The sequence below is a fragment of the Haloarcula sp. CBA1115 genome, assembly GCF_000827835.1.
GTDB lineage: Archaea > Halobacteriota > Halobacteria > Halobacteriales > Haloarculaceae > Haloarcula > Haloarcula hispanica.
Genome location: NZ_CP010529.1, coordinates 1,413,561 through 1,433,698, shown reverse-complemented (window position 1 = coordinate 1,433,698; position 20,138 = coordinate 1,413,561). Strand labels below are relative to the sequence as shown.

Sequence of the window (20,138 nt, the reverse complement as noted above, 5' to 3'; positions counted from 1 at the left end):
CACGCCTCCGCCCGAGTATGACCGAGGTCGACCTCGCGTTCGACGAGCAGGAGTACATCCCCGCTGTCGCACAGGACGCCGACACCGGCGAGGTACTCATGCTCGCCTACGTCACCGAGGAAGCGCTGCGGAAGACCCGAGAGACGGGGGAGGCCCACTACTACTCGCGGAGCCGCGACGAACTCTGGCACAAGGGGGCCACGAGCGGCCACACCCAGACCGTCGAGGAGGTGCGGGTCGACTGCGACGGGGACGCGCTGCTGTACGTCGTCGACCAGACCGGCGGGGCGTGCCACACCGGCTACGAGTCCTGTTTCCACCGGACTGTCGACGGCGAGACGGTCGGTGAGCAAGTGTTTGACCCGGACGACGTCTACTGATGGCGCGATCCGATACTGAGATCGAAAGCAGTGCAGGAACCCCCGACGCCGTCGAGAACCTCGAACAGGCCGCCGATGCGCACGACCGAGCGCAGACGCGTGTCGAGGAGGTCGGTGCCGACGCGTTGCGTGACTGCCGTGACATCTACAGCGAGCTGTGGAACCTGCTAGACAGCTACGACGGCCGGGCGACCGGCGGCGGCGACTTCGAGGCGTTCATGGAGTTTCAGGGCCGGGTCGGGACGCTGACCGACGATCTCCCCGAGGATCTGCCCGAGCGCGATACCTTCGAAGAAATCGACGATTTCCTCCAGCAGCGGCGACTCACCGAGGGCGATTTCGAGCAGGCCCGCGAGATGTTGTCGCCCATCGGCGACCTCGTCGGGCGACTCGACGAACTCGACGACGCACGCGAGCAGTACAAGAAAGCCCGGACCGAGGCGAACCGTCGACGCGACGAACTGAGCGACCGCATCGACGACCTGGAACGCCTCCAGCGTCTCGGCGACGCCGATCTCGATGCTCCGGTCGAGCATCTCCGTGACCCCATCGAGCGCTACAACGACGCCGTCACCGAGGCGTTCACCGAGTTTCGCCGCAATACGCCGGCTAAGGACGCGCTGGCAGTTATCGATCGGTCGGACGCGTACCCGCTGGTCGAGTTCCGGTCCCCACCCGCGGAACTGCTGACCTACGTCCGCGAGCACGACGCCGGCCGGGAGCCGATTCCGAAACTACTGGAGTACGCTGACTACTCCGCCTCGAAGCTGGACCACTACGTCGACGACGCCGCGGCGCTCCGTAGCGCCGTCGCCACCCGGCAGACGTACCTCCGGCGACTCGACGCCGAGCCGGTGCGGATCGACTGGCCGCCGCCGTCGGCCGACGCTCTGCCGTGGTTCTGCCGTGAGTACCGCTCGGTTGTCGCCCGCTTCGCCGACGAGTCCGTGGTCGCGGGGCTACGGGAGGTGCGTGGACTCGCGGAGCGGGACGACTACGAGCGGCTCCGGGAGAGCGCCGTCGCTCGGGCAGAACTCACAGAATCCGAGCGCGAACGGCTGGCAAGCGGTGCTGTCGAGCAGGAACTATCGACCGCCCGCGAGGCCAGGGCAGCTATCGACGACGCGCTGGAGACTTATTCGCCGCTGTAAGTGTCAGCCTGCTGGGTTGCTCGCCTCACCATCGTTTCGGCCAGCTCTTCGGCGCGGTCGAGCGTGCGCGCTTCGGCGTAGACACGGACGACGGGCTCCGTGCCGGACGGTCGGGCGAGCACCCAACCGTCGCCGTAGTCGAGGCGATAGCCGTCCGTCGTGTCGAGGTCGGCCGTCGCGTCGTTCGCGTGGGCCTCGATGCCTTCGAGCATTGCTTCGCGCTCGTCTTCGGTCTCGTATTCGAGGTTTCGCCGGACGTTGTAGTAGTCGTCGTAGTCCGCGGCCACCTCGCTCGCGGGCCGCTCGGCGACGAGTTCGAGGAACTTCGCGGCGGTGAACGCCCCGTCTCTGGCGATGCGGTAGTCGGGGAAGAGGATGCCGCCGTTGCCTTCGCCGGCAATCGCGACGTGGGTCCCCTCGTCCTGCAGTTTGCGGATGCGGCTGACGATGTACGTCGAGCCGATGGGGGTGAGCGAGAGGGTCGCGCCGGCGTCCTCGACGACGTCGACCAGCCGCTGGGAGGCGTTGACCGCCGAGACGACGCCGTCGCCCGACTCGATTTTCGCCGCCGCGAGCGCGGCCAGTGCGGCGTCACCTTCGATATGGGTTCCGGTCTCGTCGACGAACATCCCGCGGTCGGCGTCGCCGTCGTGGGCAAAGCCGAGGTCGGCGTCGGTCGCCCGGACGAACGCCCGGAGGTCTCCGAGGTTCTCGGCGACGGGTTCGGGGTCGCGGCCGGGGAAGTGGCCGTCGGGCTGGGTGTTGACGGTGTGGACCTCACAGCCGAGTTCGCGGAACAGGTCGGGGCTGGTGAGGGAGCCAGCGCCGTGGCCGGAGTCGACGACGATAGTGAGGTCGGCGTCGGCGATGCGGTCGCGGTCGACGGCAGACAGCACCTGCTCGCGGTAGCGGCGGCGAGCGCTGGCGATGGCGGTGTCGGACCCGACTGTCTCCCAGTCCGCGTAGGTCGGGGTGTCGTCCCGGAGGGACTGCTCGACGTGGTCGAGCGTGTCCCGCGTCAGTTCGACGCCGTCCGCGCCGATGAGCTTCACGCCGTTGTACGCGGCCGGATTGTGACTCGCGGTAATCATCACGCCCGGGACCGACTCACGCTCGCAGTAGGCCTGCAACCCCGGTGTCGGCACGACGCCGAGGCGGTCGACGTCGAACCCGACGGCCGTCAGCCCGCTTGTCGCGGCGTTGATAAACGTCCGCCCGGTCGTCCGCGTATCCCGGGCGATCGCGACGCGGTCGTGGTCGTCACGCCAGACGTCCCCGGCGGCCTGTGCAACCCGAAGGACGTACCGCGGTGTCAGCTCATCGCCCGCGACACCTCGGACGCCACTCGACCCGAACACTTGCATTCGAGCGAGTGTCTGATGCGGAGGGGCTTAGGAATGTCGCTGTCCGAATTCAACAGTCATTAGCCCCGTGACCGTGCAGTGAGCGTATGGCAAACGACGACCTCATCGCGGCGCTGCGGGACGCCGACGCCGTCAAGTTCGGGGAGTTCGAGCTCTCCCACGGCGGCACGTCGAACTACTACGTCGACAAGTACGTCTTCGAGACCAACCCCGACTGTCTGGACCGCATCGCCGAGGCCTTCGCCGAGCGCATCGCCGAGTGGGACACGGACGCCACGCTCGCCGGCGTCGCCCTCGGCGCAGTCCCGCTGGTCGCGGTCACCAGTGTCGAGACGGGCATTCCCTACGTCATCGCCCGCAAGCAGGCAAAGGAGTACGGCACGGGCAACCGAATCGAAGGGGATCTGGCCGACGGCGAGGAGGTCATCATCCTCGAAGACATCGCGACGACCGGCCAGAGTGCGGTCGACGCCGCCGAGGCGCTCCGCGAGGCCGGCGCTATCGTCAACCGCGTGCTCGTCGTCGTCGACCGCGAGGAGGGGGCCAGCGAGAACCTCGCCGACCACGACCTCGAACTGTCCTCGCTCGTGACTGCCTCTGACCTGCTCGCCGACGCACCCGACGATATCGACGTATAGCGCTGGTCGGAACGCTCTCGGCCCTGCACGAGACGAGCACACCACCGATGTGTTCTTGACGCTGGCTCGCCTACCCACGAGTGCAAATGGCTAATCTCGAACTCTACGAACTCGAAGGCTGTCCGTACTGTGCGAAGGTAATCAAGAAACTCGACGAGCTGGGCCTCGACTACGAATCCCACATGGTCCCGCGGTCCCACGGCGATCGGACCGAAGTGAAGGAGGTTTCGGGCCAGACGGGCGTTCCCGTCCTCGTCGACGAGGACAACGGCGTCGACGGGATGCCTGAATCCGACGACATCGTCGAGTACCTCGAAGAAACGTACGGGCAGTAGACTCGGCGCTTACGGTAGTTCTCGTTTTTACGTGACAGCGAAGACTGAGAGCGCCCGCTCAGGCCACTTCCTCGGGTTCCTCGCCGCGCTCCATAATGAGGTCGCGCAGGTCGATGGCGTCCTCGATGTTTTCCATCTCCTCTTTCTCGATGAGCGCGGTCCCCTCGACGGACTCCCGTCGGAGTTCGTCGACGACGTACACCGAACGGGTCCGGGTCACCTCGCCGACCGAGGACATGATACGGGCCCGCTTCTCGGCCGTCTCGGTGAACGCCGAGTGACCGGCAAGGACCTGCCCGTGCTCGTCGTCGCTCTCGTTGACGCTCTTGAACGGCGCGCGGTCCGTCGGGTGGACTTCGAAGCCGATACGAGTGAATACCGTCACAATCGGCTCGTCTTCCGGTGCGACGGCGGGGTCGTCCGGTGTCGGCTCGTCGTCCCGGACTTCCTCGGCGCCGTCGAGGACGCTCACCGGCGAGGTCAGCGGCGCGTCGAACAGGTCCTCCAGTTCGGCGGCCACCTCGACGGAGGCGTCCATCCCGTCCTCGTATTTCGAGACCGTCCGTCGGGAGACGCCAAGTTCCTTCGCCAGACGGCCGAGCGACCAGTCGCGGTCCTCGCGCACGTCGGCGAGAATCTCGGAATCGATGTTGACGTAGAGTCCGCCCGGAGCGGCGTAGATGAGCGGTGGGACCTCCTCGACGAACAGGTCCATCGCGGTGTCGGGCGACAGCACGGGGACGCCGTGCCGGAAGTAGACGACGCCGGGTTTCAGTTCCTCGTCACGGGTCCGGAGTCCGACTACGATCGGTGTAGCATTCAGGTACGTGCCCAGTCGCCGCATCTCGCCCCCGGTCTGTGCGTCGAAGGCGTCGATGTTGCCCAGTATCTTCAGGAGCAACACGTCCTCACCGCGACGGGCAGCGATGTCGAAACTCTTCGGACGAATCGCACAGCGGTCGCTGACGAGGAAGCCAGCGTCTTCGAGCATCGCCATGACGTTTTCCACCAGCGCCGACCGTGACATAGTACTCTGTACCTCTACTGAGTCTAGCCCGCTCACCCATTATATGCATTGCGCCGTTCGTTGACCTCTCAGGCTCCTACCGACAGCGTGACGAAAGGGGTTTGACCGTTTCGGGGCTACAGGCGCTTGTGACTGTCGTCGGCCTCGATGATACGGACTCGCGCGAGCGGGGGATGTGTACGACCTACGCCGCCGCCAGCCTCGCGGAGTCGATACACGACGCCGGGGGGACCGTCGAGCGACTGCTCCTCGTCCGACTGAACCCCGCCGTTGAGCACAAGACCCGCGGGAACGCGGCGCTGGCAGTGCATACGGACCTCGACGCCGACACGGCGCTTGAACTGGCCGGGGACGTGCTCGACATGGCCGAGACCGACGACCCCCGGACCAACCCCGGCGCTATCGTCGCGGACTGCGACCCCGAAGACGTCCCACCGCAGGTCGCAACGTTCGCCTGCGAGACAATCCAGTCGATACAGGACCCGATGGCCGCGACGACGCTAGCTGACGTGGTCGGGTTCGCCCGCTGTCAGCGGGGCAACGGCCGCGGGCTCGTCGGCGCGCTCGCGGCGGTCGGGGCCTGGGCCGCGCTGTCGGACTGGACCTACGAACACATCGCCTACCGGGAGCGAGACCGGTGGGGCACTGAGCGGGCGGTCGACGGCGAGAGCGTCCGCGACGTAGCGGCCGAGTACTACCCCGACGTGTGGGACACTGTCGACCGTGCATCGGGCTATCCGGTCTGCGTTCCCCGGACGCCGTGTCCGATTCTCTACGGGATCCGCGGCGACGACCCCGACGCCTGCCGCGCCGTTGCCGACGCGATCGACAGCGAACCCATCGCCCGGCGAGCGACGTTCGTGACGAACCAGGGGACGGACGTCCATCTACAGGACGCCGCTGTCGACGCGGTCACGGCTGACAGCGCCTACCGCGTCACCGGCGACGTGGTCGACGCCCCCGAAACGCGGGAGGGCGGGCATGTGTTCGTTACGCTCGAGGGCGACGATACGACCCTCGACTGTGCGGCCTTCGAGCCGACAAAGGGCTTTCGCGACCGGGTCCGCTCGCTCAGGGTGGGCGACCGAATCACCGCCTGTGGCGAAGTGACTGACGGCACGCTCAAACTGGAGAAGTTCGCGGTCCGGGAACTCGTTCGGACGGAACCCGTCACGCCGGACTGCCCGGACTGTGGGCGGTCGATGAAATCCGCCGGCCGGAACCAGGGCTATCGGTGTCGGGACTGCGGGACCAGCGCCGACGGCAAGGTCGAGCAGTCAATCGAGCGGGGACTGGAACGCGGCTGGTACGAAGTGCCGCCGGTTGCACGCCGCCACATCGCGAAGCCGCTGGTCCGTGGCGGGTTCGACGCGCCCACTCACCCGTCCCGCTGAGACCGATTAGCGTCGCGGTGTACCGGTCTCTCTCGACCTCGGGGACGACATTATCCGGAAATCAGATCCGACAATTCGAATGCGGTGTGACATCGTCGCGTAAACATCCCACCCGACAATCAATCGTGGCCCTGGTCCTGTCTTCTATCTGGTTCGAACCGGCTACCGTCGAGTAAGCACCACGAATATTCCGGTAATACGGGGATATACCTCGATTTAGACTACGGATAACAATATTGATATACCGTTATGTGCGGCCATGAGCACCGAAGGGGCAGACACCCACCGGCGAAATACGACGGACGGCATGGCCGCCGAGAAGCTATTGACTGTCGAACACGAGCCGGCTGCGGGCGGCGGCCAGCGCTCGATCCTGTATCCGCCCGGCAGCACGCCCTCCGAACTGGAAGCGAACTGGCTGGCCGTTTCGTCGGACCTTCTCGTTCCGCTTGACGACGTTCAGTAGCCCTTACGCCCGATAACCGACAGGTAACAATAATGATACCTGTCGTGAACCGAGACATGGACTCCGATACCCGGTCGACGAGTGCGGTGACGGCAGCGGCTGACGCTGACGAGGGAACGCTACCTGCCGTGGTACGCTCCCGTCCCGACGGCAGTGAGCGACTCATCTGCTACGCGCCGGATGTCGACACGACAGACGTAGAGGACCAGTGGCTCTCCGTCGATGCCGACTTTCCGGTCTCGACACTGCTGATGCGGTAGGTTAGTCGTTCCGTCCGGTCAACGCAACAACCACGTCGTCACCGTCCTGGAGTTCTCCCCGCTCTCTGAACTGAGGGAGCGCGGCCGTCGCCGTCGCACACGTCGGCTCGACGTGAAACCCTGCCCCACTGAGTCGGTCGCGCTCTCGCTCGGTTGCCGCCGCGGAGACGGCGACGGCGGCACCATCGGTCTCGTCGATAGCGTGCCGTATCTGCCGGCCGCGTGGTGGGTCCCGGATGTGGATCCCGTCAGCGAGGTCGTTGGCAGCAGCGTCGTCCGGTGTACTGCCCTCCTCGTCGGCGATGGGACTGTACCCGACCGCTTGCGTCCCCAGTATACGCGGGATAGCGTCCGTCCATCCAGCTTGCTCCAGTGCCCGGAACCCGCGGTAGAGGCCGAGAAACAGCGTCCCGTGACCGAGCGGTGTGACGACGGCGTCCGGCACGCTCCAGTTTCTCTGGGCGGCGATTTCGTAGGCGGCCGTCGCCGTCCCGGCGAAGAACGCGGGGTTCCAGGCGTGACTGGCGTACCAGCCCGCCCCACTCTCGACGGCGTCGATACAGGCCGCGGTTACGGACTCTCTACTCCCCTCGACCGGGACCACGTCGGCTCCGGTCCGTTCGATGCGGCGAACCTTCGCTTCCTTTGCGCTCGCCGGGACGTATATCTCCGCGTCCAGGCCCGCCCGTGCCGCGTAGGACGCGACTGCCAGCCCGGCGTTGCCCGAGGAGTCTTCGAGCACGCGGTCGGCTCCGACTCCGAGCGCTTCGGCGATGACCGTCGCCGCGCCGCGGTCCTTGAAACTCCCCGTCGGGTGGAGATACTCCAGTTTGAACGTGGCGTCCCACTCGGGCGCGTCGACCAGCGGCGTCCAGCCTTCGCCTAAACTGACCCGCTCACCCATCGGGAGGAAGTCAGCGAAGTCCCAGACGCCGCTGGCCCGCGAGAACTGCGCCGGTCGGCTGTCGGGCAGGGGCTGGCTGGCGTAATCAAGCGGAGCCCCGCAGGAACACCGCCAGGGTTCCTCACGGGGGTACTCCCGGTCGCAGACGCTACAGGTGCGCATGGGCTTGCTCCGTGGCGAACCGTCCAAAAGCTGGCGGCGTCTGTGGCGCGGTAGTCGGTGCCTGCGGCTGGGCTGGCGGAGCGCACGGAGCGATGGCCGGGCGGCCGCGCCGTCGGCCGCCCCGGGGAAAGGCAGGTCAGCAAGCGAGCATACGCGGCGCGAAGCGCCGCGTTTCACGGGACCGAGCGTAGCGAGGTCCCGCGTTTTCCCCACGTTTTTGCGAGGGGGGGTGCCCACAGGCCGCACCGCGGCCGAGGACACCCTCCAAAGTAAAAAGTGGTTGTTAGTAGGTGTCGACGTTCGTCCCGACCGAGCAGACGTACTCGCCGGTCGCGACCTGCGGGAGCCGGCGGGCGCGCCAGAACACGCCGCTGGAGTCGGCGGTGATTTCGGCCTTCGGCTCGCCGAACACGTCGGTCACCTCGAACAGCGTCTCGCCGCGGGCGACGCGGTCGCCGAGGTCGGGCTTGAGGTCGATGAGGCCGCCGACGGGGGAGCCGTACTGTTCGAATCCGGAGGCGCGGGTCTGGGGGCGCGTGTCATGGTGGCCATCGAGGAAGCCGTAGTAGTGCAGGACGTTGAAGACACCGTCGACGCCCCGCTGGATGGACTGTTCGTCCCAGCCGACACAGCCGCCGAGTTCGGGGTCGATTGTCGGCACGCCCTCGTCGGGGGCGGCGCGAGCCAACTGCCCGTCGGGGCCTTTCTGGTCGAGGATGTAGCCACAGCCGAACACTTTCGCGAGTTCGAGACACTCCTCGTGGAGGCGGTGGCGGGTGCCACACCGGACCCGTACCTCGTCGATCATCCGCGAGGTCGACCCCTGGTGTAGGTCGAGCACGTAGTCGGCGCTGATGGCGGCGTTGAACGTCGCCGCGGCGATGCGCTCGCTCGACGTCCCCGTTTTGTCGCCCGGATACGCCCGATTCATCTTCGTGTCGTCGATCGGGTTGCGGTGCTCGGCGACCTGGAACGCGTGGTAGTTGACGACGCCACAGACTAGAATCGTTCCGGACAGCTCTGCTGGGTCGAGCTGCGGGAGTGTTCGCTGGATGACGCCGACGCCGTTCAACTCGTCGCCGTCGCTGGCCGCCTGTATGTAGAGGGTCCGCCCGTCGTCGACACCGTTGACGACGGCGACCGGTAGCCCGAACGTCGACCCGTCGCGGGTCTCACCGACCTCCAGCCGCCCCGTGTCTTTCTCACCGGGGGCGGCGGTCGCCGTACCGAAAGTAACCATTGTTCCCACGTTTGCCTTGGGAGCCTTTACTGGTTCGGATTTCGCCAGCAGTTGCGCCGGACCGACGGCATCTTGGGGCCGCCACCCCTATCGACAGGTGTGTCCCAGTCCGAGCCACAGAGCGGGAAAGCGGCGATGGTCGCGGCGCTGAACGTGCCACGGAACGCGAAAATCGGCTTCGTACTCGCCGGCCTGTTCACGGCGGGGCTGTTCGCCCTGTTCGTCCTGCCGGGGACCCAGCGCCCGATGGGGTTCTACGTGGCGCTGGGGTTCGTTCTCGCGACGTCGCTGGGCGGTCTGCTGACGGCGCTGTTTACGGCCGTGTCTGCTGTGCGACTCGCAAGACAGTAGCAGAACGCTATTTTCCCTCGGCCAGTTCTGTAAGCCGACCGCCGCCGGTTCGAGTCCCCTTCGCGATGAGCACGTCGCCCGTCTGAATCTGCGTTTCCGGGCCCGGCGAAACGACCCAGTCGCCGCCCTCGCGCCCGGTCCGTTCACTCTCCCCGGCCCCGCGACGTATCGCGATGATCCGCATACCCGTCGCCGTCTTGACCGCCGCGTCGCCGATGGTCGTCCCAGCGAGGTCGCTGTCGGGGTACACCGCCGTCCGGACGATGACCTCGTCGGACTCCTGCACGGCCTCGGCGACGACCGGATGGGTCGACAGTCCCCGCAGAACCCCCTCGCTCATCTCCAGCGCGGCGTCGGAGATAACCTCCGTCGAACGGGCCAGGTGGACGAGGCCTCGCAGCGACACGGGGTCGTCGATGTCGGCGGCGGCCCGGAGCGTCCAGGCCTCGAACCGGGACTGCAGCGCGTCGACCTCGGCTTCGAGTTCGACGACTTCCTCGGCGACTTCCGTACTGTCGAACAGCACCGCGCCGTAGGCCAGATCGACGGCCAGCTCGCCCATGTCTTTCATCAGGACGATGGAGTCGACGGCGCGTTCGAGGTCCCGGACGCCTCCCTCCGGCGGTTCCGGCGGCTCGTACACGTCGCCGGTCGCGTCCTGATACACCTCGGCGATGCCGGCCTCTGGCCCCCGGAACAGCACCACGTCGTCCGCTTCGAGGCGCGTCTCCCGGTCGGGGTTGAGCAGCCAGTTCCCCTGCCGGCGGATCGCCAGCGCGCGGACGCCGGTCTCGGTTTCGAGGTTCAGGCTCCCCAGCGTCTCATTGGCTAGCCGAGAGTCCGAACCGATTGTCGCCCGCACGAGCGTCTCGACGGCTTCGGGCAGGGCCGCCCGCATCGTGTCTGGCAGGCCGATATCCTCTAGCACTATTTTGGCGATGTCGCCGGCCGCGTCGCTGATCTTCTCGGCGGCCCCGACCATCCCCAGGACGGGGGCCAGCGACTCCGCGTCCGCCGTCGACCGGCAGGCCATCAGGAGGCTCATGCGTGCGCGCAACTGGAGCACGTCCATCTTTTCCTCTAACTCCAGCACCTCCGCGGCCACGTCGTCGCTACCCAGCAGGACAGCCGAGTACGAGAGGTCGATGAGCAACTCGGCGGTGTCTTTCATCTCGGCCAGCACCTGCTTGACGCTGACCGGTTCGTACTCGACCGTCCCTGTCGGGTCCATGGCCGTCGATTCGATGGCCCCGAGCAAAAACGTTCCTCACTGTGTGGAGAGATAGCGCGCCCCGCTGTCAGCCACGACTGGCCGTTTGCATACCAGTGTGGGTGCTACGTTGGGGTATCGACCCAAATAGACCGGTAATCAGATGGACAGTCGTCCAATAACTGTTCCTGACATTGTGCCACACACGCTCGGAAAGAAAATGTTTTTCCCGGAAGGTAGGGAACTGATTGCGTATGTCCGACGACCTCAAGAAGGGACTCGAGGGTGTCATCGTCGCCGAGTCCGAACTCAGCGTTATCGACGGCGACGCTGGCAAACTCGTGTATCGGGGGTACACCATCGAGGACCTTGCGAAGGGTGCCAGCTACGAAGAGGTGCTGTACCTGCTCTGGCACGGCCACCTGCCGAACCGGGACGAACTCTCCGAGTTCAAGCAGGCGATGGTGGACGCGCGCGGCGTGGACGACGACGTCATCTCGACCGTGCGACAACTCGCCGAAGCGGACGAGAACCCGATGGCAGCGCTCCGGACTGCGGTGTCGATGCTCTCGGCGTTCGACCCTGCGCCCGAGGACGCCGAACCGACCGACGAGACGGTCAATCTTGAAACTGGACGGCGAATCACGGCCAAGATCCCGACCATCATCGCGGCGTTCACCCGTATCCGCGACGGCAAGGAACCCGTCGCACCTCGCGACGACCTCGACCACGCCGCGAACTTCCTGTACATGCTCAACGGCGAGGAGCCCGACGACGTGCTCGCCGACGTGTTCGACCAGGCGCTCGTCCTCCACGCCGACCACGGCCTCAACGCCTCGACGTTCTCGGCTATCACGACGGCGTCGACGCTGTCGGACGTTCACAGCGCGGTCACTTCCGCCATCGGGACCCTGAAGGGGCCGCTCCACGGTGGGGCGAATCAGGACGTTATGGAGATGCTAAAGGAGGTCGACGACGCCGAATCCGACCCGCTGGACTGGGTCAAGAACGCCCTCGACGAGGGCCGCCGCGTCTCCGGCTTCGGCCACCGCGTCTACAACGTCAAGGACCCGCGCGCGAAGATTCTCGGCGAGCGCTCGAAGGAACTCGGCGAGGCCGCCGGGACGCTCAAGTGGTACGAGATGTCCACCACTATCGAGGACTACCTCATGGAAGAGAAGGGGCTGGCCCCGAACGTCGACTTCTACTCGGCGTCGACGTACTACCAGATGGGCATCCCCATCGACATCTACACCCCCATCTTCGCGATGTCCCGCGTCGGCGGCTGGGTCGCCCACGTCTTCGAGTACATCGAGGATAACCGTCTGATCCGACCGCGTGCCCGCTACGTCGGCAAGAACCCCGACGAGACGGAGTTCGTGCCGCTGGACGAGCGGTAAGGCGCTCCCGCTGTCAGTCGTCCGTAGCCTGTCACTACCGTGTGGCCGTGAGCGCGTTTCATCGCGCGAACCGGGGAAGGGCAGGGCGGCCAGCGTCCAGCGGCGACGCCGCCGGTTCTCGGAATCGGCCCAAGATGCATCTCCTGTCGAGTCTCTCCAATATCGAACTCTGCGGTAACGGACGCGTAGCGACTGTCCGCGAACGAAGTGAGCGGTTCACCGAACGCGAGCATAGCGAGCGTTCGGCCTTTTTCGCCACCGAAAGACTCGCGAGGCTCGTCTTTCGAGCCTTGCTTTGCTCCGCTCAGCAAGACCACGTTTTTGCGCCGAGCGGTGCGTGAAGCGCACCCGAGGCGGAAAAAGGTGGTTAGCCAAACGTCGATTTGAACCGCGTCACGCCGTCGTCGGTGCCGGCGATGACGAGCTTGTCAGTCGGTTCGATAGTCACGCCAGGACCGAGGTCAGTGATGACTGCACCGTCGCGTTCGATGGCGACGACCGTACAGCCCGTCCGTGAGCGGACATCGGCCTCGCCGATCGTCGTATTCCCGAGACCGTTAGCGGCGACGCGGATGACCTCGACTTGCTGGTCCATCGAGATGACGTCCTCGTCTTCGAGGATCGTGGAGGCGAGCATCCGGCCGCTGACCGTCGACAGCGCGAGGACGTAGTCAGCGCCCGCCCGGTACATCTTCTGGACGTTCTCGCTTTCCTCGGCGCGGGCAATGATTTCGACGTCCGGGTTGAGGTCACGGATGACCAGCGTCGCGAACTCGGTGTCGGTGTCCTCCGATAGGGCGAGAATAACCGTTCTGGCTGCGCCGACGCCAGCGTGTCGCAGGTCGTCTGGCTCCGTGGCGTCGCCGACGACATCGACGCCGGGCTCGTCGGTCTGATCGAGCACTGTGTGCGGCACCCCGGCGTTCGTGAGCGCCGCCGTGATCGTCTGGCCGACCTCGCCGGCACCGATGATGACAGTCTCCCCGCGGCGGAAGCCGTGTACGCTAGAAAGCGTCATCTCCTTGAGCTGTTCCAGCTGACGTTCGGTCCCCGAGACCAGCAGGACAGTACTGCCGTCGAGTTCGGCGTCGGGGTCGGGCGGACTCACGAACTGGCCACGGAACCACGCGCCGATGACGTTGACGCCGGTCTCCTCGCGGATGCCGCTGTCGGCCAGCGTCGTTCCGACGAGGTCGCTCCCACGGTGGATCGGCAGTTCGGCGATGTCGAAGTCCTCACCGATCTCTATCGAATCCCCGAGCGTCGTCGAGACGCCGGTCGTGACTTTGCTCGCGAGGCTCTCACCGAGCAGTCCACGCGGCGACAGGACGGCGTCGGCGCCGGCGAGGTCGTGGTACTTCGCCCGGTCGGGCTCCTTGACGACACTGACGGTCTGGACGGACTCGTCGACTTCACGGGCGGTGAGGATGATACTGGTGTTCACCTGGTCGGACGCGTCGGCCACGACCGCGCGGGCGGACGACAGATGGGCTCGCTCGAGCCCGTCGACGGACTGCGGGTCGGCGTGGATGACGTAGTACCCGTCTTCGTAGAGGTCGTTGGCCCGGTTCCGGTCCGGCTCGACGATGACGTAGTCGACGTCCCAGGTGTCGAGTTCGGTGACGAGTGTCTCACCGCGGGGAGAGAACTGACAGATGACGACGTGGTCGCTGAGTCCGTTTTCGACCGTATTCGGGGCTTTCGTCTCCATTGCCTCCTCGAACAGCGGAAACAGCAACACCGGTAATGCGAGGAAGATGAGCACGACGCCGGTGATGTCCATCACGATGATGAGTAGTAACATCTCCGTGCTCTGCCAGTCCCCATCCGAGCCGTAGCCAGTCGTAGTAAACGTCTCTACGACGATTTGCAGCGATTTCAGGAACGTGCGCGGCTCGTTCTCGAAGGCCGACATCCCGTAGTCGTAGGCCAGCGCATAGGCTAGGATGATGCCAACGAGGCCGAGAACGTACAGCGCTGTTCGTCGCTGCCAGGTATCCATCTACTACGTTCTGGGATACCGAGTGTAAAACAGTTCTGTCCGGCTAGTCGACGGCCCTCTCAGGAAACGAGCGCCAGGGAGAGTTTCTCACCCGGCCGTTGTCCCGCACTTTCACTTTCACCGCGCTACGACGGGATTTAAGTTAATCGCGTTCCTTCTCCCGCGTGCAGTCACACGCTCCCCCTTTCCGTTTCAGGACACTACCCGAGCAGTCGTGGCTATGGCGGCCGTCGATGCCGCATGGTCGGCCGACAGTATAACATGGTCCGGTGAATAGCCACTCCCATGCTCTCATTTGAGGACGTCCTCGCGGCACAGGACACCGTCTCTGAAACGGCCAGGCACACACCGCTCGATTACTCGCACACGTTTTCGGCGATGACAGGCGCGGATATCCATCTCAAGCTCGAACTGTTCCAGCGCACGGGGTCGTTCAAGATACGGGGTGCGACCAACCGCATCGCGTCGCTCTCGGACGCTGAACGGGAAGCCGGTGTCGTCACGGCGAGCGCCGGCAACCACGCTCAGGGAGTTGCACTGGCCGCCACGCGAATCGGCGTCGACTCGAAAATCGTGATGCCGGAACGAGCACCAGTCTCGAAGGTGAAGGCGACCCGGAGCTACGGCGGCAACGTGGTCCTCCACGGCCGGGACTACGACGCGGCCGCCGAACACGCCCACGAACTCGAGCGCGAGGAGGGCCGGACCTACGTCCACGCTTTCGACGACGAGAAAGTGATGGCGGGGCAGGGGACCATCGGACTGGAAATCTACGAGGACCTCCCCGGTGTGGACACGGTCGTCGTTCCAATCGGCGGCGGCGGGCTCATCAGCGGCATCGCCACGGCGCTCAAAGGTAAGGACGAAAGCATCCGCGTCATCGGCGTCCAGGCCGAGGGAGCGTCCAGCGTGGCCGAATCCCTGGAGAAGGGGCACCGTATCGAACGTGACAGCGTCGAGACCATTGCCGACGGCATTGCCACTCGTACCACCGGCGAAAAGACGTTCGAGGTCATCAGCGAACGCGTCGACGAGGTCGTGACGGTGTCGGACTCCGAAATCGCTGTCGCCCTGACGACGCTGTTAGAGCGCTCAAAAACACTCGCCGAGGGCGCGGGTGCCGTCGCGCTGGCCGCCGTCATGGAGGAGAAGTTCGGTTTCGAGGACGACGAGACGATTGTCCCCGCGCTGTGTGGCGGGAACATCGACCTGAACATGTTGACTAACGTCATCATGCGCGGCCTCGTCGAGACCGGCCGCTATCTCAAGATCCGGACTGTCCTTCAGGACCGCCCCGGCGCACTAGAGGAACTCGTCGAGGTCCTCTCGCGCGAGCAGGTCAACATCTATGGCATCGAGCACGACCGGACCAGTCGCGACGTGGCGATGAGTTCGGCCGAGGTCGAACTGGATCTGGAGACCCGCGGCCACGACCACGTCGACGAACTCATCGACGCGCTCACCGACGAGGGGTACGAGGTCGACGTGCTCGTCTGACTGGGTCTCGCCCCCCGAGCCAGAGCGCGCCGAGAGAACTGTTCTCGACTGATTTCGGCGGGGTTTTAGCCGCGGCGGCCACCGCTTCGTGTATGCGACGGCTCGCACGGACAGTACCTGCCGATACAACAGCACGGAACGGAGGGCGCTGATGGACCCGCGAACGAAGGCCAGCCTCCTGTGGGGCGTCGTCGGGGGCCTCGCGTTTCTGGTTCTCGTTCAGGGTTACGAACTGCTGGCCGGGACGCCGGTGTCGATATCAGCCAAAGCCGGCGTCGCCGTAGCCGTCGGTATCGGGGCGACGCTGGCCTCTTACCGCATGCAGCCCCGGCTGTTCGGAAACGAAAGCCCTTAATCGCCCGCCCTCGCACTCTCGAAATACGTGCCAGGATGGCCGAACGGTAAGGCGCACGCCTGGAAAGCGTGTTCCCTTTCGGGATTCTGGGTTCAAATCCCAGTCCTGGCGTTTTCTGTGACTGACTGCGAGTGAGGAGCGACAGCGACGAGCGAGCCAGCAGTCACGAAACGTACACTGACTGGAATTTGAGCACGCGAGTCGCAGCCCCGGGAGCACAGCGAAGCGAGCACCCCGGAACGTCTCGCCATCGGTTCAAATCCAGTCCTGGCGTAGGGAAGTTCGAACGAAGTGAGAACCTCCGGAAACGCAAACGGCGAACGGAGTGAGCCGTGAGCGGATGTTTTCTGTGACTGACTGCGAGTGAGGAGCGACAGCGCCTGTCACATTGCTGTTCCGACTGCCAGTGCAACCACCGCACCGTTTTCCCGCCCACAGCCCTGATACTCGGTCGATGGTCGAACAGCGTGACGGCGACGAGATAGACCTGCTGGACTCCTCTATTCGGACGACCAGCGGGGCGCTGTTCTCGACGACGCTGTTCGTTCTCAGCGGTATCGTCTACGCGTTCGTCACATCGCCTGGAGCGACTGGGACGTATTTCTTCGTCAGTATCTCGGTCTCGCTCGTCCTTCGTCCGATCCGGGGCATCAGCCAGACGCTGCAGAAAGTCGGCAGCGAACGGGGCGAAGCTGTCGGCCCGTATTTCGGCCTGGCAGTGCTATTCGCCCTCGGCTATCTCCTCGTCGCCGGTGTGGCTGTGGCCGCGCTGGCCGGCGTCATCGTCCGCAATACCGTGGTGTCTCCGGGACTGCTCGCGCCTGTCGGTCTGTACGCCCTTGCGGTTGCACTGTCGATGGTCGCGACGAGTCTGGTCGGTGCCATCGGCTACCCGGGCGTACAGACGTGGCTTAACGGCGTCCAGAGCGCCATCCAGCTCATTATCCTGCTGGCGCTGGCCCCGACACTGACGACCGCTGGCGACCTGCTGCTCGTCGTGGCCGGGGTTCGGCTGGCGGTGCTCGTTCCCGTGACCGTCGCGCTGGGCGTCGTCCCGACGCTGCCGGACCGACACGCCGTCGAGCGCGCGTGGAACTTTGCCAGGTGGAGCGTCCCGGACCAGGTGCTGGACCGTCTGTCGTACAATATGCCGGTGTACGTGCTGGGCGTCGTCGCGACGCCGGCGGCTGTTGGGATCTACGAGGCCGCCGACCGGTTCGCTGACTTCGGGGCGACGATCTCCTGGCGGCTCTCCTCCCCGCTGCTCACGAAGGTCAGCGGGGACTCCTCCGCCGGTGACACGCAACTCGCGTACCTCGACGGGGCGGTCACCGGCGGGACGGGCGTCACCTTCGTCGTTTTCGGCTACCTGTTGGCCGCACACGACGTGGTTGCGCGGATCGCTTTCGCCGGCTCGGAGGGTGTCTTCTCGACGACCGTCCTGCTCGTCGGCGGCGTGAACATCCTCCGTGGCTTCTGGACGCTCACGTCACACGCCATGGAGGGTATCGGGAAACCGAGCGTGAGCTTCCGCACGAAGCTCTACGGACTGGCGTTCAGCGTTCCAGTGCCCACGATCTTCGGGGCGGAGTTCGGGGCGGTCGCCGGGGCCGCCGGGTACGGCGTCATGAATCTGGTCGTCTTCGGGTACGTCATCTACTATTCTCGGGCTGTCTTCGGCCGGATTCCGCTGGATTCCAGGGTTGCGGCGTACCTCGCTGTCGGCCTCGGAGTCTCGTTCGCACTCACGACCGGTGCGGTCGCCGGCCTCACGCGCGCTGGCCTCTCCCCGGTAATCGTTGCCAGCGCGGCCGCTGTGACGTGCCTCGTCGGCTTCGGCGGCTTCCTCGCTGCGGTGTCCGAACCGGCTCGACTCGTCGCCACCCGGACGGCAGCGCTATGGCGCGGTCGGGTTCGCTCCCTGCTTGGGTGAGCACTGCTCGTTCGCTGCGGACGTCGCCGCTCAGAGCCAGCGGTAGAACTCCAGTGTGTACCCTTCGGGGTCCTCGACGAAGGCGGCGAAGGCCTCTGCAGCGTCGACTTCAGTCGGTTCCAGCACCGGCGCAGCGCCGGCGTCGATAGCTGCCTCGAAGGTCGCCTCGACATCGTCGACGGTGAACGCGATGTGGTCCACGTCGGCGCGGTTCGGCGCGACCGGGGTGGTGCGGTCTGGATCGTAGCGCAGTTGCAGGTCGCCGTCGCCGTCCCGACCGAGGTAGACGTTCTCGACGCCGTCTAACGTGAACCGATTCGTCTCCTCGAAGCCCAGCGCGTCGTAGAACTCCATCGCGCGGTCGAGGTCTGAGACGCAGATAGCGGTGTGTGCGAGGTCCATGCCGCGGCGTTGTGGACGGGGCGAAATGAGTGTGCCGGAAACCCGGCTGTCACGGCCACTTAGAGCAGGTCGCCGCGAGCGACGGCGACGACGCTGCCGCCGACTCGGACGCTGATGTCCTCGCCGCTGCCGTCAGTTGAGAGATGCAACAGCGACGGTCGCCCCATCTCGTAGCCCTGCTCGACACGGGCCTCGACGGCAGGGCTCCCGAGCATCTCGTGGCGGGCGAGATACGCGGCCAGGCAGCCGTTCGAGGAGCCGGTCGCGGGGTCCTCCGGCACGTTGTAGAACGGCGCGAACACGCGGACGGCGAGGTCGTTATCGGCGCTTCGCGGCTCTCGACAGACCGCCAGGACGTTCTTCGCGTCCCGGTCGCCGGTCACGGCGTCGTAGGCGTCGCGGTCCAGGTCGATGGCTTCCAGCGCGTCGCGGTCGGCCACCGGGACGACAATCGTCGCCAGCCCCGTGGAGACGATTTCGACCGGCCAGTCGTGGTCCAGTCGGTCAGCCGGCAGGCCGAGAACGGCGGCGAGGTCCTCGTGGGCCAACTGCTCGCCGAACTCGGGGGCCTGCTGTGTCATCCACAGGATCTCGCGGCCGTCGCGCTCTCGCACTTCGACCGGGACCTCGCCAACAGGCAAGTCCAGCGTCACCGTTTCGGGATTTCCGTCGGCCAGATGATCCCGGATGACCTGGACCGTACCGAGCGTCGGGTGGCCGGCGAAGGGTATCTCGGCCGCCGGAGTGAAGATGCGGACCGGCCACGCGCCGTCGGTCGGTTCGCCGGTGACGAACGTCGTCTCGGAGTAATCCATCTCGGCGGCGATGGCCTGCATTTCGTCCTCGTGGAGGTCGCCGGCATCGGTCACGACGGCGAGTTGGTTCCCGGCGTATCGCTCCCGGGCGAACACGTCGACGATGTGAAACGGATGGGACATACCTGTTCGCTCGGCGTCGCTCCCAAAGAACACTCCGGATGCCTGTCGGATGGTACCGAGTCGCTTGAAGCCACCGGGCTATTTCTCGCCGTCAGCCGTATCGAGGGCATGGACACTGTTGCAATCGCCTGCTTCGACGGGTTCGACGAACTGGACGCCATCGGGCCCTACGAGGTGTTCGAGAACGCGGCGCGCTCTGGCGCGTCGTGGGACGTGACGCTTCGCTCGGTGCGCGACTCGGACACGGTCACTGCGAGCCACGGGCTTCGAGTCGAACCGGACGGATTGCTCGCCGACGTGACCCCGGACCTGCTCGTCGTCGCTGGCGGCGGGTGGAACGACCGAAGCGAGGCCGGCGTCTGGACGGAGACCGAACGCGGCGACCTGCCCGACGCCGTCGCGGCGGCACACGACCGCGGCGCGACTGTTGCCGGCGTCTGTACCGGCGGGATGGTCCTCTCCCGGGCCGGCCTGCTCGATGGCCGGCCAGCGGTGACACATGGCGGCGCAATCGAGGACCTGCGGGCGACCGACGCGACGGTTGTCGACGCCCGGGTCGTCGACGACGACGACGTTCTGACCTGTGGCGGCGTCACGTCCGGGCTGGACCTCGCTGTCCACCTCGTCGAACGCGAGTGGGGCGCGGACGTGGCCGCCGCTGTCTGTGAAGAGATGGAGTACGAACCCCGTGGCGACATCTTCAGGGGCGAATCGGCCTAAGAGCGCCGG

At 65.9% G+C, this 20,138-nt stretch carries 21 protein-coding genes and 1 tRNA gene; 14 read left to right on the top strand and 8 right to left on the bottom strand.

Features of this window, described 5'->3' with window-relative positions; all coding sequences use genetic code 11:
- Nucleotides 1-17 precede the first annotated feature (17 nt).
- Nucleotides 18-380 (top strand): phosphoribosyl-AMP cyclohydrolase, encoded by a 363-nt coding sequence (gene hisI, locus SG26_RS07125; RefSeq protein ID WP_050037202.1) that lies wholly within the window; start codon nt 18-20, stop codon nt 378-380.
- Nucleotides 380-1,531 carry a hypothetical protein gene (locus tag SG26_RS07120; protein WP_050037201.1) on the top strand — a complete coding sequence of 384 codons (1,152 nt, stop codon included), beginning with the start codon at nt 380-382 and terminating at the stop codon, nt 1,529-1,531. The genes hisI and SG26_RS07120 overlap by 1 nt, the downstream gene beginning before the upstream one ends.
- Here SG26_RS07120 and glmM read toward each other — a convergent pair.
- Nucleotides 1,516-2,895, bottom strand: a complete 1,380-nt coding sequence (glmM, locus tag SG26_RS07115; RefSeq protein ID WP_050037200.1) for a phosphoglucosamine mutase — start codon at nt 2,893-2,895, stop codon at nt 1,516-1,518. The two genes, SG26_RS07120 and glmM, sit on opposite strands and share 16 nt — an antisense overlap.
- 86 nt (nt 2,896-2,981) lie before the next feature.
- On the opposite strand from glmM, the gene pyrE reads away from it, so the two are divergent.
- Together pyrE and SG26_RS07105 are read left to right on the top strand one after the other, a co-directional pair.
- Entirely contained in the window at nt 2,982-3,533 is a 552-nt protein-coding gene (gene pyrE, locus SG26_RS07110) for an orotate phosphoribosyltransferase (protein ID WP_014041567.1), read from the top strand.
- 86 nt (nt 3,534-3,619) lie between these two features.
- The gene (locus SG26_RS07105) at nt 3,620-3,868 is read left to right on the top strand and encodes a glutathione S-transferase N-terminal domain-containing protein (RefSeq protein ID WP_014041566.1); all 249 of its coding nucleotides are present in this window, start codon (nt 3,620-3,622) and stop codon (nt 3,866-3,868) included.
- A 58-nt stretch (nt 3,869-3,926) separates the two neighbouring features.
- On the opposite strand, the gene SG26_RS07100 is transcribed toward SG26_RS07105, so the two are convergent.
- Nucleotides 3,927-4,895, bottom strand: coding sequence for a transcriptional regulator (locus SG26_RS07100; protein WP_050037199.1), 969 nt, complete (start codon nt 4,893-4,895; stop codon nt 3,927-3,929).
- Between the two features lie 128 nt (nt 4,896-5,023).
- Between SG26_RS07100 and SG26_RS07095 the strand changes: the two genes are divergently transcribed.
- The 3 genes from SG26_RS07095 to SG26_RS07085 all read left to right on the top strand — a co-directional run bounded on the left by SG26_RS07095 (nt 5,024) and on the right by SG26_RS07085 (nt 7,015).
- Complete coding sequence (locus SG26_RS07095) at nt 5,024-6,289, top strand: tRNA(Ile)(2)-agmatinylcytidine synthase (protein ID WP_050037198.1); 1,266 nt, start codon at nt 5,024-5,026, stop codon at nt 6,287-6,289.
- 259 nt (nt 6,290-6,548) lie between these two features.
- Nucleotides 6,549-6,755 carry a hypothetical protein gene (locus SG26_RS07090; RefSeq protein ID WP_050037197.1) on the top strand — a complete coding sequence of 69 codons (207 nt, stop codon included), beginning with the start codon at nt 6,549-6,551 and terminating at the stop codon, nt 6,753-6,755.
- A 32-nt stretch (nt 6,756-6,787) separates the two neighbouring features.
- Complete coding sequence (locus SG26_RS07085) at nt 6,788-7,015, top strand: hypothetical protein (RefSeq protein WP_225306728.1); 228 nt, start codon at nt 6,788-6,790, stop codon at nt 7,013-7,015.
- 1 nt (nt 7,016) lies between these two features.
- On the opposite strand, the gene SG26_RS07080 is transcribed toward SG26_RS07085, so the two are convergent.
- Nucleotides 7,017-8,081, bottom strand: a complete 1,065-nt coding sequence (locus SG26_RS07080; RefSeq protein WP_050037196.1) for a pyridoxal-phosphate dependent enzyme — start codon at nt 8,079-8,081, stop codon at nt 7,017-7,019.
- A 283-nt stretch (nt 8,082-8,364) separates the two neighbouring features.
- Entirely contained in the window at nt 8,365-9,321 is a 957-nt protein-coding gene (locus SG26_RS07075) for a succinylglutamate desuccinylase/aspartoacylase family protein (protein WP_050037195.1), read from the bottom strand.
- 135 nt (nt 9,322-9,456) lie between these two features.
- Here SG26_RS07075 and SG26_RS07070 point away from each other — a divergent pair, with 135 nt between their 5' ends.
- Nucleotides 9,457-9,672 (top strand): hypothetical protein, encoded by a 216-nt coding sequence (locus tag SG26_RS07070; protein ID WP_044952071.1) that lies wholly within the window; start codon nt 9,457-9,459, stop codon nt 9,670-9,672.
- Nucleotides 9,673-9,679: 7 nt separating this feature from the next.
- Here the strand turns inward: SG26_RS07070 and SG26_RS07065 are convergent, their stop codons facing one another.
- Nucleotides 9,680-10,903 carry a potassium channel family protein gene (locus SG26_RS07065; RefSeq protein WP_044952068.1) on the bottom strand — a complete coding sequence of 408 codons (1,224 nt, stop codon included), beginning with the start codon at nt 10,901-10,903 and terminating at the stop codon, nt 9,680-9,682.
- 233 nt (nt 10,904-11,136) lie between these two features.
- Here SG26_RS07065 and citZ point away from each other — a divergent pair, with 233 nt between their 5' ends.
- Nucleotides 11,137-12,282 carry a citrate synthase gene (gene citZ, locus SG26_RS07060; protein WP_014041557.1) on the top strand — a complete coding sequence of 382 codons (1,146 nt, stop codon included), beginning with the start codon at nt 11,137-11,139 and terminating at the stop codon, nt 12,280-12,282.
- A 367-nt stretch (nt 12,283-12,649) separates the two neighbouring features.
- On the opposite strand, the gene SG26_RS07055 is transcribed toward citZ, so the two are convergent.
- The gene (locus SG26_RS07055; RefSeq protein ID WP_014041556.1) at nt 12,650-14,284 is read right to left on the bottom strand and encodes a TrkA family potassium uptake protein; all 1,635 of its coding nucleotides are present in this window, start codon (nt 14,282-14,284) and stop codon (nt 12,650-12,652) included.
- Between the two features lie 285 nt (nt 14,285-14,569).
- Between SG26_RS07055 and ilvA the strand changes: the two genes are divergently transcribed.
- From ilvA to SG26_RS07035, 4 genes are all read left to right on the top strand, one after another.
- Nucleotides 14,570-15,781: a threonine ammonia-lyase gene (gene ilvA, locus SG26_RS07050; protein ID WP_050037194.1), complete on the top strand. Its 1,212-nt coding sequence runs from the start codon at nt 14,570-14,572 to the stop codon at nt 15,779-15,781.
- Nucleotides 15,782-15,932: 151 nt separating this feature from the next.
- Entirely contained in the window at nt 15,933-16,136 is a 204-nt protein-coding gene (locus SG26_RS07045) for a hypothetical protein (protein ID WP_014041554.1), read from the top strand.
- Nucleotides 16,137-16,165: 29 nt separating this feature from the next.
- Nucleotides 16,166-16,247: transfer RNA gene (locus SG26_RS07040), tRNA-Ser, on the top strand.
- Between the two features lie 343 nt (nt 16,248-16,590).
- A complete protein-coding gene (locus tag SG26_RS07035; protein WP_050037193.1) occupies nt 16,591-18,069 on the top strand; it encodes a transporter in 1,479 nt (492 codons plus the stop codon).
- A gap of 30 nt (nt 18,070-18,099) precedes the next feature.
- On the opposite strand, the gene SG26_RS07030 is transcribed toward SG26_RS07035, so the two are convergent.
- Nucleotides 18,100-18,471, bottom strand: a complete 372-nt coding sequence (locus SG26_RS07030; protein ID WP_050037192.1) for a VOC family protein — start codon at nt 18,469-18,471, stop codon at nt 18,100-18,102.
- 59 nt (nt 18,472-18,530) lie between these two features.
- Nucleotides 18,531-19,409 carry a PhzF family phenazine biosynthesis protein gene (locus tag SG26_RS07025; RefSeq protein WP_050037191.1) on the bottom strand — a complete coding sequence of 293 codons (879 nt, stop codon included), beginning with the start codon at nt 19,407-19,409 and terminating at the stop codon, nt 18,531-18,533.
- Here SG26_RS07025 and SG26_RS07020 point away from each other — a divergent pair.
- A complete protein-coding gene (locus SG26_RS07020; RefSeq protein ID WP_079980810.1) occupies nt 19,401-20,129 on the top strand; it encodes a DJ-1/PfpI family protein in 729 nt (242 codons plus the stop codon). The two genes, SG26_RS07025 and SG26_RS07020, sit on opposite strands and share 9 nt — an antisense overlap.
- Nucleotides 20,130-20,138 lie beyond the last annotated feature (9 nt).